The sequence below is a fragment of the Xanthobacter sp. SG618 genome (assembly GCF_012932745.1).
Taxonomy (GTDB): Bacteria; Pseudomonadota; Alphaproteobacteria; order Rhizobiales; family Xanthobacteraceae; genus Xanthobacter; species Xanthobacter flavus.
In genome coordinates this window covers 541071-557310 of record NZ_JABBHL010000003.1, presented here as the reverse complement: position 1 = coordinate 557310, position 16240 = coordinate 541071, and the positions used below count along the sequence as shown (strand labels likewise).

Annotated in this window: 14 protein-coding genes; 9 read left to right on the top strand and 5 right to left on the bottom strand. The window is 66.3% G+C overall.

The window, feature by feature from the left end; genetic code table 11:
- Positions 1–2 precede the first annotated feature (2 nt).
- From FHT36_RS11950 to FHT36_RS11930, 5 genes are all read left to right on the top strand, one after another.
- Entirely contained in the window at positions 3–395 is a 393-nt protein-coding gene (locus FHT36_RS11950; protein WP_169122710.1) for a Zn-ribbon domain-containing OB-fold protein, read from the top strand.
- A 35-nt stretch (positions 396–430) separates the two neighbouring features.
- Entirely contained in the window at positions 431–1573 is a 1143-nt protein-coding gene (locus tag FHT36_RS11945; RefSeq protein WP_169122709.1) for a CaiB/BaiF CoA-transferase family protein, read from the top strand.
- Between the two features lie 43 nt (positions 1574–1616).
- Positions 1617–2756: an iron-containing alcohol dehydrogenase gene (locus FHT36_RS11940; RefSeq protein ID WP_169122708.1), complete on the top strand. Its 1140-nt coding sequence runs from the start codon at positions 1617–1619 to the stop codon at positions 2754–2756.
- Between the two features lie 177 nt (positions 2757–2933).
- On the top strand, positions 2934–3119 hold the full coding sequence (locus tag FHT36_RS11935; RefSeq protein WP_169122707.1) for a hypothetical protein: 186 nt from the start codon (positions 2934–2936) through the stop codon (positions 3117–3119).
- A gap of 19 nt (positions 3120–3138) precedes the next feature.
- Positions 3139–4128: a zinc-binding dehydrogenase gene (locus FHT36_RS11930; RefSeq protein WP_169122706.1), complete on the top strand. Its 990-nt coding sequence runs from the start codon at positions 3139–3141 to the stop codon at positions 4126–4128.
- Between the two features lie 281 nt (positions 4129–4409).
- Here FHT36_RS11930 and FHT36_RS11925 read toward each other — a convergent pair whose 3' ends face one another.
- The 4 genes from FHT36_RS11925 to FHT36_RS11910 form a co-directional block, all read right to left on the bottom strand.
- The gene (locus FHT36_RS11925) at positions 4410–5276 is read right to left on the bottom strand and encodes an IclR family transcriptional regulator (protein ID WP_169122705.1); all 867 of its coding nucleotides are present in this window, start codon (positions 5274–5276) and stop codon (positions 4410–4412) included.
- A gap of 436 nt (positions 5277–5712) precedes the next feature.
- On the bottom strand, positions 5713–6876 hold the full coding sequence (locus tag FHT36_RS11920) for an acyl-CoA dehydrogenase family protein (RefSeq protein WP_169122704.1): 1164 nt from the start codon (positions 6874–6876) through the stop codon (positions 5713–5715).
- Positions 6877–6956: 80 nt separating this feature from the next.
- Positions 6957–8120, bottom strand: a complete 1164-nt coding sequence (locus FHT36_RS11915) for an acyl-CoA dehydrogenase family protein (RefSeq protein ID WP_169122703.1) — start codon at positions 8118–8120, stop codon at positions 6957–6959.
- 9 nt (positions 8121–8129) lie between these two features.
- Complete coding sequence (locus FHT36_RS11910) at positions 8130–9215, bottom strand: acyl-CoA dehydrogenase family protein (RefSeq protein WP_169122702.1); 1086 nt, start codon at positions 9213–9215, stop codon at positions 8130–8132.
- Positions 9216–9546: 331 nt separating this feature from the next.
- Here FHT36_RS11910 and FHT36_RS11905 point away from each other — a divergent pair, with 331 nt between their 5' ends.
- Both FHT36_RS11905 and FHT36_RS11900 read left to right on the top strand, forming a co-directional pair.
- Positions 9547–10737 (top strand): ABC transporter substrate-binding protein, encoded by a 1191-nt coding sequence (locus tag FHT36_RS11905; RefSeq protein ID WP_246702167.1) that lies wholly within the window; start codon positions 9547–9549, stop codon positions 10735–10737.
- Positions 10738–10885: 148 nt separating this feature from the next.
- Positions 10886–11362 carry a MarR family winged helix-turn-helix transcriptional regulator gene (locus FHT36_RS11900; protein WP_169122700.1) on the top strand — a complete coding sequence of 159 codons (477 nt, stop codon included), beginning with the start codon at positions 10886–10888 and terminating at the stop codon, positions 11360–11362.
- A gap of 32 nt (positions 11363–11394) precedes the next feature.
- Here the strand turns inward: FHT36_RS11900 and FHT36_RS11895 are convergent, their stop codons facing one another.
- A complete protein-coding gene (locus FHT36_RS11895; RefSeq protein ID WP_169122699.1) occupies positions 11395–12177 on the bottom strand; it encodes an enoyl-CoA hydratase/isomerase family protein in 783 nt (260 codons plus the stop codon).
- A 331-nt stretch (positions 12178–12508) separates the two neighbouring features.
- Between FHT36_RS11895 and FHT36_RS11890 the strand changes: the two genes are divergently transcribed.
- Both FHT36_RS11890 and FHT36_RS11885 read left to right on the top strand, forming a co-directional pair.
- Positions 12509–14530: an NADPH-dependent 2,4-dienoyl-CoA reductase gene (locus tag FHT36_RS11890; RefSeq protein WP_169122698.1), complete on the top strand. Its 2022-nt coding sequence runs from the start codon at positions 12509–12511 to the stop codon at positions 14528–14530.
- A 10-nt stretch (positions 14531–14540) separates the two neighbouring features.
- Positions 14541–16193 carry an AMP-binding protein gene (locus FHT36_RS11885; RefSeq protein WP_169122697.1) on the top strand — a complete coding sequence of 551 codons (1653 nt, stop codon included), beginning with the start codon at positions 14541–14543 and terminating at the stop codon, positions 16191–16193.
- The last annotated feature ends 47 nt before the right edge of the window (positions 16194–16240 follow it).

Genomic DNA, 16240 nt, shown 5'->3' with positions numbered 1-16240 from the left:
GCATGGTCGAACGCGCCATCCCGAGCCCTGTCATCGACGCTGAAAGCGCGCCTTTCTATGCGGCCGCGCGAGAGGGGCGCTTCCTCATCCGCCGTTCGACGGCGACGGGCCTATTCCATTGGTATCCCCGGGCCCTTTGCCCCTTCTCGCTGACGCCGACCGAATGGGTCGAGGCGTCTGGCGCCGGGGAAATCTACAGCTACAGCGTTATGCGCCGCGCCGACCCCCCGTACGCCATTGCTTATGTGCGACTGGCGGAAGGGCCGGTGATGCTGACCAACATCGTCGAGAGCGACTTCGACGCGCTCGCGGTCGGGCAGACGGTCGAGCTCGTATTCGTGCCAACCGCCGGAGAGGGCGTGCCGGTGCCCTGCTTCCGCGTGGTGGGACCCTAAGCAGGCCGGCGCAGAGACGTCTTCGGGAGAGCGGAATGGGACCCCTCAAGGGCATCAAGATCGTCGAACTTGCCGGGATCGGTCCCGGCCCCATGTGCGCCATGCTGCTGGCGGAGCTCGGGGCGACCGTGCTCCGCGTGGAGCGGCGGGCGCCGGTGAAACTCGGCATCGAGCGGCCGCTGAAGTACAATCTTCTCCTGAGGGGGCGGCCACAGATCGCGGTGGATCTGAAGGAAAAGGCCGGCATCGACTTCGTACTCTCGCTGGTCGAGGAGGCCGATGCCCTGATCGAGGGCTTTCGGCCGGGCGTCACCGAACGTCTTGGACTGGGGCCGGATGCGTGCCTCGAGCGGAACCCCCGGCTGGTCTATGGCCGCATGACTGGTTGGGGCCAGACCGGGCCGCTGGCGCAGGCGGCGGCCCATGATCTCAACTATATCGCCCTCACCGGCGCGCTCGCTGCGATCGGCCGCAAGGATGCTCCGCCGACGCCGCCCCTGACCCTCGTCGGCGACCTGGGCGGCGGCGCGCTTTACCTCGCCTGCGGAATGCTCGCAGCCATAATCGAGGCGCAGCGCTCCGGCGCTGGTCAGGTGGTGGACGCCGCCATCTCCGATTGCGCGGCCCACCTGATGACGAACTTCTTCGGTATGCACGCGGCCGGCCTCATGTCCCTGGAGCGGGGCACGAACTTCTCCGATTCCGGCGCGCCCTATTACGATTCCTACGTCTGTGCGGATGGGCACTACATCTCGATCGCCCCCATCGAGGAGCGCTTTTTCGCGCAGCTCCTGGAGCGGCTCGGCTTCGATCCTGCGAGCGTTCCGCCGCAGGACGACCGGGCGCAGTGGCCGCGGATGCGCCGCCTGTTCGCCGACCGGTTCCTTGAACGGACAAGAGCGGAGTGGTGCGCGCTGCTCGAGGGGACGGACGTGTGTTTCGCGCCGGTCCTCACCATGGCGGAGGCGCCGGCGCATCCGCACATGCAGGCGCGCCGCGTCTTCCTCGAGATCGATGGCGTCACCCAGCCGGCCCCCGCGCCACGCTTCAGCCGCACGCCGCCCGCCGACCCCATCGCGCCGAAGGCGGCAGCCGAGACGCCGCCGGCTGAGGCCCTGGTCGGCTGGCGGATTGCCGATGCTGTCGCTGACTGGGCAGCCCGGGGCGCCATCGGCTGAACGTTTCCGGGCATTTCGCCCCCTCTCGCGGACAAGGCTTCCCATGCCGCTTCTTCAGTTCGTCAATCGCGTCTGGTTTGAGCAGGGGGCCGTCAAGCGGATCGGCGGCGAACTCGGGCGCCTCGGAATCCGCCGGCCGCTGGTGTGCACCGACAGGGGGATCGTTGCGGCCGGCATCGCCGATGCGGTGAAAGCCCATTGGCCGGCCGAAGTTCCCTGGATCATGTTCGATGAGACCCCGGCCAATCCCACCGAAAGCGCCGTGCGCACCGCCCTCGCGCTCTACCGCGCGGAGGGATGCGACGGCATCGTCGCCATCGGCGGCGGCTCGCCCATCGATCTCGGCAAGGCGGTGAACCTGCTCGTCGGACATCCCGAGCCCCTCGCACAGTACGAAACCGCCAAAAAGGGACTCGGCAAGATCGGGCCGGTGGGACCGCTGATCGCTGTCCCGACCACTGCGGGCACCGGCACCGAGGTGAGCGTCGGAACGGTGATCATCACCGAAGATGGGCGCAAATCCACCATCGCCAGCCCCCATCTCATCCCCGCCGTCGCCATCTGCGATCCTGCGCTGACCCTGGGCCTGCCGAAGCTTTTGACCGCCGCCACCGGGATGGATGCGGTGACCCACTGCATCGAGGCCTATCTGTCGCCACTCTACAATCCCATCGCCGACGCCATTGGCCTCGATGGCCTCTCCCGAGCGGTGGCGCGCGGGGCACTGGAGCGTGCCGTTTCCGACGGTTCGGACGTTACGGCGCGGACCGAGATGATGATGGCCGCGCTGGAAGGTGCGCTGGCCTTCACCAAGGGGCTTGGCGCGGTACATTCCATGAGCCATGCGGCAGCTCGGATCGAGGGGCTGAAGCTGCACCACGGCACGTTGAATGCCGTCATCCTGCCGACCGTGCTCCGCTTCAATGCCGCCCATTGCGCGACGAAGATGGCCGCGCTCGCGCGCGCCATGGAGCTGTCGGATGCGGCTGCCCTGCCCGAGGCCATCGAGGCATTGAACGCAAGGCTCGGCCTGCCGCGGACGCTCGGCGAGATGGGTGTCGCCGAGGCCGCCATACCCGAGCTGGTGGCCTATGCCGATGCCGACGTGTCGAGCCTCACCAATCCCGTTCGGCCCACCAGGGAGGACTATGCGCGTCTGTTTGCGGGGCTCGTCTCCGGCTGAGGCGCGCCGGGCCCTATCGCTGGGACCTGATGGTGCCAGCCAGAACGCAGGGGTCCCGCCGCCGATCGCCAGCGGTGGCACACCACCTTGCGCACATACGTGCGCATCTCGCCGCCCCGTGTGGCGCGGAGCCGGGTTCGGCTAAATGATCCTCAGGCACAGACCGGCGGGGCACCCATGGACTTCAAGGCCATCCGGGACACGCGGACCGGCGCATGGGTGTTCGCCGCGTTCGATGCGGATCGTCGGAAAAGAGGTCCACGAGGTGCCGTTCCTGACGCTTATGAGGCGGCGGTTCTGATGGTGAACTGCGATATGGCGTTCGCCAACGCATGCGCCGACTTCCGCGATGACGAGGACTGATCCCATGATCCCTAACTCCATGAGGGCGCTCGTCGCGACCGACTATCGGGGGCCGGCCTCGGTTCGGATCGCGCAATTGCCGGTTCCCGCGCCCTGCGCCGGCGAGGTACTCATCCGGGCCGGAGCAAGTGCGCTCAATTTCCTCGATCTGCTCATGCTGGAGGGGAAGTACCAGGTGAAGCCTCCCATTCCCTTCGTGCCCGGCCGCGACCTCGCCGGCGAGGTCGTCGCTGTGGGGGCCGGGGTGACAGGACTGGCGGTGGGCCAGCGCGTGGCGGCGCAGCCGGCGTTCGGCGCCTTTGCCGAATATGCGGTCGCGCCGGATTATGCCTGCCAGCCCTTGCCGGACCTGGTCGACGACGTGGTCGGCGCTGCGAGCGGCATCGTGGTTGCCACCGTGGTCGGCGCGCTTGGACTGAGGGGGCGCGTGGCGCGCGGCCAGCGGGTGCTCATCACCGGTGCCGCGGGCGGGGTGGGGACCGCAGCCATTCAGTACGCCACTGAACTCGGAGCGGTTCCCGTGGCCCTCGTCTCCTCCGCCGCCAAGGCGGAGGCTGCATTGCGGCTGGGGGCCGCGGTTTCCGTGCGCTCCGACCTTTTGTCGTCCGGCAAGGGGGCGCTTCGCGATGCCTTGAAGGCAGAAGGCATCGACGATGTCGATGTGGTGGTGGACATGGTGGGCGGCCCGGATGTTGATGGACTGTTGCGCTGCCTGAAGCCGGGCGGGCGGTTCGTCATCGTCGGCTTCGCCTCCGGGCACATTCCCATGATTCCGGCGAACTATCTGCTGCTCAAGGACATCGAGGTCCATGGCTCGTCCCTCGATCGCCTGTTCCGCACGCGCGATCCCGACCTTGCGAACGGCATCCGCGAAGCCTTCAATCTGCTGGAACTTGGGCGCATGAAGGCCGCCGTGGACGTTGTCCTGCCGTTCGAGGACTTCGCCGAAGGCGCGCGTCGCCTGGCCGCTCGCGAGACGGTGGGAAAGGTGGTCTTCAAGGGGTTCTGAAACATTCAGCACGCTTCGGCTTGTCGGGATGGCGCCATCATCTCGATGGCGACGGGCCGGAGCGGCTCTTTCGCATCGGCCGCCTGGCGAAGATCGAGGGCTTCAAGCCGGGGGCACCTCGGGGTGGGGTCTGCGAAGGATCGATTCCGTCGCGGCCGAACGTGCGGGGCGCCGCGACCGGTGGATGCAATCCATTCCCGGCCGCCAGCTCCTGCGCCGAGAACACAGCTCCCTTGGGAGCGCGGTTTGGTCGGTTCGCGCTCTCTACAGGTGCAGATGCCTCAGCCCGCCGCTTCCTGCATCTGGGGCAGGGCCACCGCCGGCTGGTCCGACACGAGGCGAAGCCGGAATTCCCCTTCGCTATCCGCCCCCTTGTTGGCGAGGTAGTTCGCCATCTCCTCCCGTGCGACCGTGACCAGCTCGCTTTCACGGGCCTGGAGCGTGTCCACGCAGCCGCCGATGCCGATGACCAGCAGCCGCGAGGCCAGCTCGGACGGCAGCTTGATAGCGATCATGCCGTAATTTTCCACCACACGGTGCTTCGAGAATGCGTATCCCCGCCGCCGCACGCGCGTGAGCTGCGGCAGGAGTTCGGCGATGTCGACTCGTTCCCCCGCTTCGGCGGCGTAGGCGTTCAGGCGATGGACGAGGCGACGAACGTCCTGATCCGGTAGGGCCGAGAGCAGCGCGTGGCCGACGCCGGATGTCGCCAGGGGGCGCTTCATGCCGGTCTGGATATGGTGGGCCACCGCTTCCGGCTGCTTGAGCACGTGAACGTACTGGGCGAAATCGCCATTCCGCGCGCCGATCAGGACGAGCTGGCCGGTCCGCTTCTGGATGGCCCGCATCATCCGAAGAAGCGCTCCGTCTTCGAACAGCGGAGGAGAGATCCAGCTGCCAAGCAGGGAGACGCGGTCCGTCGGCAGGTAAGTTCGCGCCCGTGCGTCGTACTGAAGGTAACCCATCGTCACCATGCTGCGCAGAAGAGCGGCGGTGCTGGACTGAGGGTAGCCCAGGGCCTCGGAAACAGTAACGACATTGGCAGGGCAGCGGATCTCGTCGAAGTATTCAAGAATTTCCAGGGTCCTGACCGCTGATTTTACGACGTGAGTATGATCCCTGCCGGTCGCGGACACTTGAATGAGCATGAAAACCCTCCCTCGGCCCCACGGCTGTGCCGCCGTTTATGAATGCCGTTTATATATCTGAATAGCGGTCGGTGGACGTGTCAATCCGGCTAGGGCACACACGGGGACTGCCGGGCCTAATGAACACGGTTGTGTCATCGCGCCCTGGTCGACCAAGCTCGCCGGGCCCTCGCCTGCCAGTTGTGAGGCACGGCGCCCGGGGCCGGTTCTCGGCATCCTGCTGAGCGGGTCCGTGACGATGCAGGGTATCGCGCCCGCCGCCGGACGCTTCCACCCCGCGCCGCGCCCTCTCGGTGAGTGATAGGCCGTGCAGGTCCGTAGCGCCTTATTCCGTCACGAACTCGCCCCCAGCAAACTGTATCTTCGGCCTTCACGAAGCGCGCGAGATCCGGCGTGGAGGCATCGAGTTCGATCATCCTTTAAAATCCGCCGCGTTTCAGTAGCTGCGGGGCAGGCCGAGCACATGCTCGGCGACGTAGGCGAGGATCAGGTTTGTGGAGACGGGGGCGACCTGGTAGAGGCGGGTCTCACGGAACTTGCGTTCCACGTCATATTCCTCGGCGAAGCCGAAGCCGCCGTGGGTCTGCAGGCACACGTTCGCCGCCTCCCAGGATGCGTCCGCGGCCAGCATCTTCGCCATGTTGGCCTCGGCGCCGCAGTCGAGCCCGGCCTCGTAGCGCCGCGCAGCGTCGTGCACCATCAGCTCGGCCGCGCGCATGGCCGCGTAGGCCTTAGCGATGGGGAACTGAATCCCCTGGTTGGCGCCGATGGGCTTGCCGAAGACCTGCCGCTCGCGTGCATACTTCGCCGACGTGTCGGTGAACCACTTGGCATCGCCGATACATTCGGCGGCGATCAGGATGCGCTCGGCGTTCATCCCCGAGAGAATGTAGCGGAAGCCCTTGCCCTCCTCGCCGACGAGATTTTCGGCGGGCACTTCCATGTTGTCGAAGAACACCTCACAGGTGCTGTGGTTCATCATGGTGCGGATGGGCCGGATGGTCAGTCCGTTACCGAGCGCCGCGCGCATGTCCACGATGAAAACGGAGATGCCATCCGTCTTCTTGGCCACCTGATCGCGCGGCGTGGTGCGGGCGAGCAGGAGCATGAGGTCGGAATGCTCGGCCCGGCTGGTCCAGATCTTCTGTCCGTTGACGATGAATCGATCGCCATCGCGGCGGGCAAACGTGCGCAGCGAGCTGGTGTCGGTGCCGCTTGTCGGTTCGGTCACGCCGAAAGCCTGCAGGCGAAGCTCCCCGGCCGCGATCTTGGGCAGGTAGCGGCGCTTCTGTGCCTCGGAGCCGTGCCGCAGGATCGTCCCCATGATGTAGAGCTGGGCATGGCAGGCGGCGCCGTTGCAGCCCTCCGCCTGGACGGTTTCCAGGATCGCCGCCGCGGCCGATACGCCAAGGCCCGTGCCGCCGTATTCCTCGGGAATGAGAACCGAGAGATAGCCCGCTTCCGTCAGGGCGCGGACAAAGTCGGTCGGGTAGGCGCGGGCCTGGTCGAGCTTGCGCCAGTAGTCCGCCGGGAAGCGTGCGCACAGCTTTCGGACTTCTTCCCGGATGCTGTCGTGCAGGCCAGAGTCGTGAGCAGTCATCGTCGTCATCCCGTTTGCTCTGCTGCCGCCCGGCTCAATGGAGCGCGGGCGCGGAAATGGAACCGGAGGCAGCGCGCGGCTCAGCCCGGCAGGCCGAGGACGTTCTTCGCCAGAATGTTGCGCTGGACCTCGCTCGCGCCGCCGTAGATCGTGGACGCGCGCGCCGCCAGGAACTGGCCTGCGGGATTTAGGTCCCGATTGCCGTTGATCGGTTCGAGCCCGGCGGCCGCCTCGCCCCCGATCTCCAGCATCAGCTCGGTGATGCGTTGGTAGAGTTCGCCCTGGTGCAGCTTCAGGAACGAGATGTCCGGCCCGAGCTGCCCGCCGGCCCTGAGAATGTCTGCGAAGTGCTCGTAGAGGGCCTTATGGTCGGCGAGATCGAGGGCGAGGCGGGCGTAGCGGTCGCGGAACACCGGCTCGGTCCAGCATCCCACATGGTGCGCCAGCACCTTGAGCCGCTCCAGCGCATGGGCCGACTGCCGGGGCGAGCCGAGAAAGATGCGTTCGAAGCCGAGCAGCGCCTTGGCCATGCTCCAGCCCTTGTTGATCTCGCCGACGAGGTTCTCGCGCGGCACCCGCACGTCGTCGAAGAAGACCTCGCAGAACTCCTCCTGCATCTCGAGGTTCAGGATCGGCCGCACGGTGACGCCGGGGCTGTCCATGGGGACGAGCAGGAAGCTGATGCCTTCCTGCTTGCGCGCCGCGGGATCCGTGCGGACCAGCATGAAGATCCAGTCCGCGTCCTGCGCCAGCGTGGTCCAGATCTTCTGGCCGTTGACCACCCAGTGCTCGCCGTCGAGCACCGCCCGGGTCTGCACGTTGGCGAGGTCGGACCCGGCGTTGGGTTCGCTGTAGCCCTGGCACCAGATGTGCTCACCGGACAGGATTTTGGGCAGGAATTCCTGCTGCTGGGCCGCGCTGCCGTAGCGGATCAGGAGCGGACCAAGCAGCACGATGCCATGGTCCGGCATCCGGGCGGCTCCGAATTGCTCGAACTCCTCCATGTAGATCAGCTGCTTGGCGGCAGACAGTCCCATGCCGCCATGGGTGCGCGGCCATCCGGGTGCCAGCCATCCGTGGGCTGACAGGGTCATGTACCAGCACCGGATTTCGTCCCAGTGCAGCCGCTTGGGCGGGTTCCGCAGGTCCTGCGGGTAATGTTCCGCGAGGAAGGCCCGGGCGAGGGTGCGGAAAGCCTCGTCGCCGAGGGCATTGAAATCGTCGAGCCGGTAGAGCGTGGTCATGGCCCTTCCTCAGGCAGTCCGGGAGGTGGCGGGAACGGCCTCGGCGCCGTCGCGGAACGTCAGCTTAGCGAAGCGGGCGCGGTGAAAGGCCGAGCCGCCGAAAGCGGGGGCGAGCACCATCGCCTTCCGAAGGTAGAGACCGATGTCGCATTCGTCGGTGAAGCCGATGCCACCGTGGAGTTGCACGGCCTGGCGCGCCACCAGAAGGGCGGCGTCCGAGGCGCGGGCCTTGGCACGCGAGACCGCTGCGCGGCGTTCATCGATGCTTGCGTTCATGTCCGCGATCCGCGCTGCGTCCTCGACGCTGACACGGGCGAGGACTGCCTGGAGCTTCAGGTCGACACAGCGGTGCTGCAGGGCCTGGAAGCTGCCAATGACGGCGCCGAACTGCTTGCGCACCTTCAGGTATGCGACGGTGCGCTCCAGCACCGCGTCGGCGAGCCCCAGCAGGTAGGCCGCCGTGGCGAGGCAGGCATCGTCGAGCCCATCCTCGAGCCGCCCCGGCAGTTTCTCCGCAGGTGCATCATTGAACACCAGCGTTCCCGAATGGCTTCCGTCCTGCAGGGTGATGGCCTCGATCGCCACGCCCGGCGCGTCTGAGCGCACGAGGAAAGATCCGTCGCGGCTTGTCACAACGAACGCATCCGCGCCACGGGGCGAAGGGACGAACAGCTTGCGGCCGCTGATGCGGCCCTGCTGAACCGAAGTCGCCGGGGGCGCGTGGGGATTGGCGGACTGTTCCTGGAACGCTGGAAGGACGACGAGGCGCCCCTCCAGCGCCGCCGTGCGCTCGGGCTCGGCGAGGACGCGCACGGCGAGGGCGGCCGGAATCAGCGGTTCCGGGACGATTGCGGCTCCCAGCTCCTCTGCCAGCGCACACATTTCCATCATGCCGAGATCCGAGCCGCCATCCGGTTCCGGCAGGCGCAGCCCCATCCAGCCGAGATCGCACATGTCCTTGAGAACCCGGCGATCAAAGCCGGTCTCTGAAAAGCGCAGCTTCCGGGCGCGGCCGACATCCGCGCGGTCCGCGATGCCAGCGGCGCTTTCCCGGATCATCCGAGCGCCTTCCAGGCGTTCCGCGGTGATCGTCATGCGTGTTCCTCCAGCGTCTGGTCTGTCTCGTGCCGTGCCGGCCAGTCGATAGGCTGGCCGGCTGCGCGTTGCGGTCGGCCGTCACGAAAAGCACAGGTGTGTTCAGCGAGCCCCTGCCGGCCGCCGGAAAGGGAAGGGGCAAGGTACGCGCGAAAGTATAGATGTTGACATAAATTTTCGGGGGCAGGACCGCGGCAGAGCGATGAACAGCGCATATATGTCGATTTTGGCCTGGCGCTGCCGTCAATTGCGCGGAAGATATGCAATATATTGACTTAAAATTGGCCGCCTGACATCGTCGTTGCCCTAACGATAAATGGGGGAAACGACCATGCTCCGGATTGCCGCCGCAATGGCGCTCTCGCTCTTCGCGGGATCCATTGCCTATGCCGACATGACCGTGAAGGTGGGTGTCCTGACGGATCTCACCGGGCCGTACGCTTCGCTGTCGGGGGAGGGGTCAATCACGGCAGCCAGGCTCGCTGCTGAAGAGTTCGAGGCGAGCAATCCGGGCGTCAAGGTGGACGTGATCTTCGGCGACCATCAGAACAAGGCGGACATCGGCTCTGCGATCGTCCGCAAATGGTACGACCAAGGTGATGTCGATGCGGTGGTGGACATCACCAATTCAGCTGTGGCTTTCGCGGTGAACCAGATCACGCGCGAGCGCAACAAGGTGTTTCTGGCCTCTGGTCCCGCGAGCCCTGATCTTTACGGCAAGGCCTGCGCGCCCACCACGGTTCTATGGACATACGATACCTACGCCATGAGCCAGGGCACCGGCCGGGCACTCGCCAAGTCCGGTGGCAGCAAATGGTTCTTCATCACTGCCGATTATGCGTTCGGGCACGCGCTGGAGAGGGACACCTCGCGCGTGGTTGAAAGCGAGGGCGGCAAGGTCGTCGGGCAGGTGCGCGCGCCGCTCAATACGGCTGACTTCTCCCCCTTTCTGTTGCAGGCCCAGTCTTCGGGGGCAAACGTGCTCGGGCTCGCCAATGCTGGGCTCGACATGATCAACACGGTGAAGCAGGCCGCGGAATTCGGCATCGCGCGGTCTGGAATGAAGCTCGCCGGCCTGCTGGTCATGATCACGGATGTGCGCAGCCTCGGCCTCAATGCGGCGCAGGGGCTCGTCGTCACGGAGCCGTTCTACTGGGATCTGAATCCGGCCACGCGCGGGTGGTCCCAGAAATTTGCCGAACGGGCGCGGGGCAAGATGCCGAGTTCGGCGCAGGCGGGGGCCTATTCCGCCACGCTGCATTACCTGAAGGCGGTGGCGGCGCTCGGCGCCAAGACCGATGGCGCCGAGGTTGTCCGGAAGATGAAGGCGATGCCGACCTCCGATCCGGCCTTCGGCAACGGCATGATCCGCAAGGATGGCCGCAAGCTGCACGACATGTTCGTCTTTGAGGTGAAAACCCCCGGCGAATCCAGGTCTGAATGGGATTTTTACAAGCTGGTTGCGACCATTGCGCCGGAGCAGGCCTTCAAGCCGATGGGGGACTGTGTGGCGCTGCAGTGAGAGGAGGTCCGGCGGCGGGCCGCCGGACCCGCCGCCGGTTGGGCTCCGCATTGTAATGCGCGGCAGCGAAAAGTAGTTTTCGCTGCGAACTGCTCGGGCGGGTGCTGGCATGGGGCGCGGCACGTCCCGAGCCCATGACGGAACCGAGATGAAGAACCGCTCTACGTCCGCAGCAGCCGCCTCAAGCCTCACGGCGCTGCACAACCGGCTGTTTTTTCGCGTTTTCCAGGTCGGGAACATGCTCCAGCGGCAGGCTGCCCAGGAAATCGGGATCAGTTCTGTGCAGTGGGCTGTTCTGGGCGCGCTCTCAAGCCCCCGCTATCAGGAAGGCATGACGGTCACCCAGCTGGCCGAGCATCTGGCGGTGAGCCGTCAGAACCTCGACGGCGTGCTCACGCGGCTGGAGCGGGACGGTCATGTCCTGCGCGTGCCCGATGCTACGGACAAGCGCACCCGCCGCGTGACCATGACCGAGGGCGGTTGGGCGTTCTGGAACCGGCTGCAGGAGACGATCGAAGCCTTCTACGCCCAGTCGATCCACGACTTCAGCTTCGACGACAAGGTCGCCTGTGTTCATTTTCTGAACAAGCTGCTCACCAACATGCGCAATGTGAAGCTGGGCTAGGCGAGCGCTGCGCGGGCGCCCGCCGGCGCCACTTATGCGTGCGCCGGTCGGCGATTGAACTGCGGAGCTCGTTTTTCCCGAAATGCCGCGATCCCTTCCCGGGCGTCGGCGGAGACGAAGGCTTCGACGAGCAGGTCTGCCTCCGCATCGAGGCCCGCTGAGAGGGGCAGGGTCGATGCCGCCTCGATCGCCTGGCGAGCCAGAAGGCCCGCGCCCCGGCTGTAGGCGGTGAAGCGCGCCGCGAAAGTGAGGCCCGCCGCGGTTGCGTCGTCCCCTTCGACGACTGCCTGGACGAGGCCGATACGCTCGGCTTCGGTGGCATCGATCGTTCGCCCCGAGAGGATGAGCTCGGCTGCGCGCGCTGACCCCACGAGCCGGGGCAGGCGCTGGGTGCCGCCAAATCCGGGGATGAGGCCGAGCTTGATCTCGGGCAGGCCCAGCTTTGCGTCGGGCAGGGCGATGCGGAAGGTGCATGCCATGGCGAGTTCCAGGCCGCCGCCCAGTGCGAAGCCCCGGATGACGGCGATCGATGGCATCGGGAGGTGATCGAGCTTGGCGAATGTCGACTGGCCCAGCAGCACGGCGCGATGCTGCTCTTCCCTCGTGCGGCCCTCGATCTCCTTGATGTCGGCGCCAGCGCAGAACGCGCGGTCGCCTGCACCCACGATCACGAGCGCGGACGCGTCCGAGGCGGCGGCGGTATCGAGCGCGCGGCCGATGTCTGCAATCACCCCCGCGTTCAGCGCGTTGCGCGCTTCGACGCGGTCGATCACCATGATCGCGACGTCGTCCCGCCAGTCGATGTGGACCGCCATGGCATTCTCCTCTTCATGCCAGCGCCCGTACGCGTGAATGTCCGGGATTGGCGTCAATATATTTACATTTTTTCCAGCGCCGAACGCAATTCCTTGCGGCCATCGGAGCGGGGTAGATGGCGCTTTCCTAGAGGTGGAAAACGCCGATCCGCTGCAGCCATCTGTATAAGAACACATACGTGCGAAAGCTGCGGGCGGAATGTCATCGGGATCCAGCCTACGAGAGGATTGCAGGTGCAGACGGGTGCGAGTTCAATTTAAGTAAAGATATTGACGGTTATTCGGGGCGGATCTAGGTTTGGACAAAATACAAGCCGGATCGGGAGGAAAGATGTCGCCGTACCCAAAGCTCATGGAGCCGCTGCAGCTTCGCGCCGCAACGTTGCGCAATCGCATCGTGATGGGGGCAATGCACACCCGCCTGGAGACCCTTGATCGAGCCAACGAGCGTCTGGCGGCGTTCTACGGTGCGCGCGCGCGTGGCGAGGTCGGTCTGGTGCTGACCGGCGGATACGCGCCCAACCCTGATGGCATCTTCGAGCCGGGCGCGCCTGCCTTTTACGATTCATCGGGGATGGATGAGCACCGCGCCATCGTCGGCGCCGTTCATGACGGTGGGGCGAAGATCGCGCTTCAGATCGTGCATACGGGCCGCTACGCCAAGCATGATCGGTGCGTGGGTGCGTCCACCCTGCGATCGCGCATCAATCCCATTGGCCCGCGCGCGATGACGACCGAGGAGGTCTGGCGCACCGTCTCCGATTTCGCCGCCACAGCGGCGTTGGCACGGGAGGCGGGTTACGACGGCGTCGAGATCATGGGGTCGGAAGGGTACCTCATCAACCAGTTCACGGCCCCGTTTACCAACCAGCGTGAGGACGAGTTCGGCGGCAGCCTGGAGAACCGCGTGCGTTTCCCCGTGGAGATCGTGAAGGCGGTTCGGGAGAAGGCCGGGGACGATTTCCTTCTGATCTACCGCATCTCCGCGGTGGATCTCGTCGAGGGCGGCATGCCCGGCGACGAGGTACAGGAACTGGCGCGACGGGTCGAGGCCGCCGGCGCGGACCTCTTCAACACCGGCATCGGCTGGCACGAATCCGCCATCCCCACCATCGCGGCCGCAGTGCCGCGCGCGGCCTGGAGCTACGCTGTCCGGAACGTCAAGGAGGCGGTGAGCATTCCCGTCATCGCCTCGAACCGCATCAACACCCCGGAGGTCGCAGAAGACATCATCGAGACCGGCGTGGCCGATCTCGTCTCCATGGCGCGGCCCCTTCTCGCGGACCCCGATTTCGCCCGGAAGGCGCGCCTCGGCCGTGCCGACGAGATCAACACCTGCATCGCCTGCAACCAGGCCTGCCTCGATCGCATCTTCACGGAACGCACGGCCACCTGCCTGGTCAATCCCCGGGCCGGGCGCGAGATCGAGTTTGCCGATGCCCCTGCGCTGTCGCCGAAGCGGATCGCCGTGGTGGGAGGCGGGCCTGCGGGCATGGCGTTCGCCGTGAACGCGGCCGAGCGCGGGCATCAGGTGACGCTCTACGAGGCGGCGAGCGAACTTGGCGGCCAGCTCAATATGGCCCGCGCCGTGCCCGGCAAGAGCGAGTTCAATGAAATGCTGCGCTACTTCCGAACGCGGCTCACGGCGCTGGCCGTCGAACTGCGGCTCGGCCACGCGGTGGAGGCGGAGGAACTGGGCCGGGAGAATTTCGACGAGATCGTGGTGGCCACGGGCGTGCGTCCGCGCCGCCCGGATATCGTAGGCCTCGATCACCCGAAGGTGCTCTCCTACGTGGATGTTCTTTCCCGCAAGGTGCCCGTGGGCCGCCGCGTGGCGATCATCGGAGCCGGCGGCATCGGCTTCGATGTGGCCGAATATCTGGTGGGACAGGACAGCGAAGCCCTCGTGCCGGAAGCCTTCCTCAGCACCTGGGGGGCGGATGCCGAGCTGCGGAGCGCCGGTGGTCTGACGGAGCCGGCCGGCGACCGGCCGCCGCCGCGCGAACTCTTCATGTTCCAGCGCAAGCCGGAGGCTTTGGGCCGGCGGCTCGGGAAGTCGACGGGCTGGATCCTCAAGACGAAGCTCAGGCGCGCCCATGTCGCCATGATCGCCGGTGCCGAATATCGCGCCGTGGACGATGCCGGCCTGCACTATGTCGCCGATGGAATGCCGCACGTGCTGGACGTGGATCACGTGATCCTGTGCGCGGGCCAGGAATCGGAGCGCACCCTGTACGACCGCCTCGTGTCGCTCGGCGCCTCGGTGCGGTTGATCGGAGGCGCGGATGTGGCGGCGGAGCTCGACGCGCTGCGTGCCATCGATCAGGCCACCCATCTCGCCGTCGCCATCTGAGGAGAGCGGCATGACCAGCAAATACGATGTCGGTCTGGAGCGGCGTGGCGCGAACTTCCGGCCCCTCACGCCGCTTCATTTTCTCGACCGGGCTGCCGAGGTCTACCCGGACCGCACGGCAGTGATCTACGGCGAGGTGCGTTACACGTGGCGCATGTTCGCGCAGCGGTGCCGCCAGCTCGCGTCCGCGCTCATTTCCGCGGGGATTGAGCGGGGGGACACCGTCTCCATCTTCTCGCTGAATACGCCAGCCATGCTGGAAGCTCAGTTCGGGATCCCGCTGTCGGGCGCCGTCATCAACTGCCTCAATAGCCGCCTCGATGCGCCGGCGGTCGCGTTCATCCTCGCACATAGCGAGGCCCGGATCTTCTTCGTCGACCGGCAGCTCGCGCCGGTGGCGCAGGAGGCTCTGCGCTTGATGGAGGCACCGCCGCGCGTCATCGATATTGATGATCCGAGCGGCGCTGACTTCCCCCTTCTGGGTGATACCGAATACGAAGCGTTCATCGCCGCGGGCGATCCCGCCGCTGAGCTGCGCTGGCCGCAGGACGAGTGGGACGCCATCGCGCTCAACTACACGTCGGGAACCACCGGTGATCCCAAGGGTGTGGTCTATCACCATCGCGGTGCTTACCTGAATGCCCTCGGCCAGATCATCAACGGTCGCATGACCGGCGCGCGTCCGGTCTATCTGTGGACGCTCCCGCTCTTTCACTGCAACGGCTGGTGCTTCGCCTGGGCGCTGGCGGCAGTGGGGGGCACCCAGATCTGCATGCGCAAGGTTTCGGCCGAGGGCATGTACCAGGCGATTTCCGAGCACGGTGTCACGCTTCTGTGCGGCGCCCCGATCGTGCTCGGCTTCCTCGCCGACGGCGCGCCTTCAGACTGGACGCCGCCCGCCGCGCCGATCCGCGTGCTGTCAGGCGGCGCCTCGCCGCCCGCACCGGTGTTCAAGCGGCTTGGCGAACTCGGGTTCGAGGTGGTCCATCTCTATGGAATGACGGAGATGCACGGGGTCACCACCCTGTGCGAGCCTCAGGAGGCATGGGACGACCTCGATATCGACGAACGCATGAAGCATGTCGCCCGTCAGGGGGTCCGCGCCGTCCTCGCCGACGAAATGATCGTCGGCGACCCGTTGACGCTCGAGCCCGTTCCCCGGGATGGTCAGACCATCGGCGAGGTGTTCATGCGCGGCAACATCGCCATGAAAGGCTACCTCAAGAACCCCAAGGCGACCGAGGAAGCGTTCGCGGCCGATTGGTACCATACCGGTGACCTCGCCGTGATCCATGACGACGGCTACATCGAGGTGAAGGACCGCTCCAAGGACATCATCATCTCGGGTGGAGAGAACATCTCCTCCATCGAGGTGGAGGAAGCCCTGTACAGCCATCCCTGGATTGCCGGCGCAGCCGTGGTGGCGGTGCCCGATCCGAAGTGGGGCGAAACCCCCTGTGCGGTCGTGGAGCTGAAGCCTGGCGCGCCGGGCGGCATCACGGAAGCCGACGTCATCCGCTACTGCCGCGAGCGGCTAGCCGCCTACAAATGTCCCCGCCATGTGCTCTTCGAGCCTTTGGTCCGCACCGCGACTGGCAAGCTTCAGAAATTCAGGCTGAGGACGCACGCGGCCGAGCAGCTCGCCGCAAAGGGCCGGATCTGAGACGCCGCGCGTCCGTCAGCCTCCGCAATCCCCAGGGCTGCCGGCCA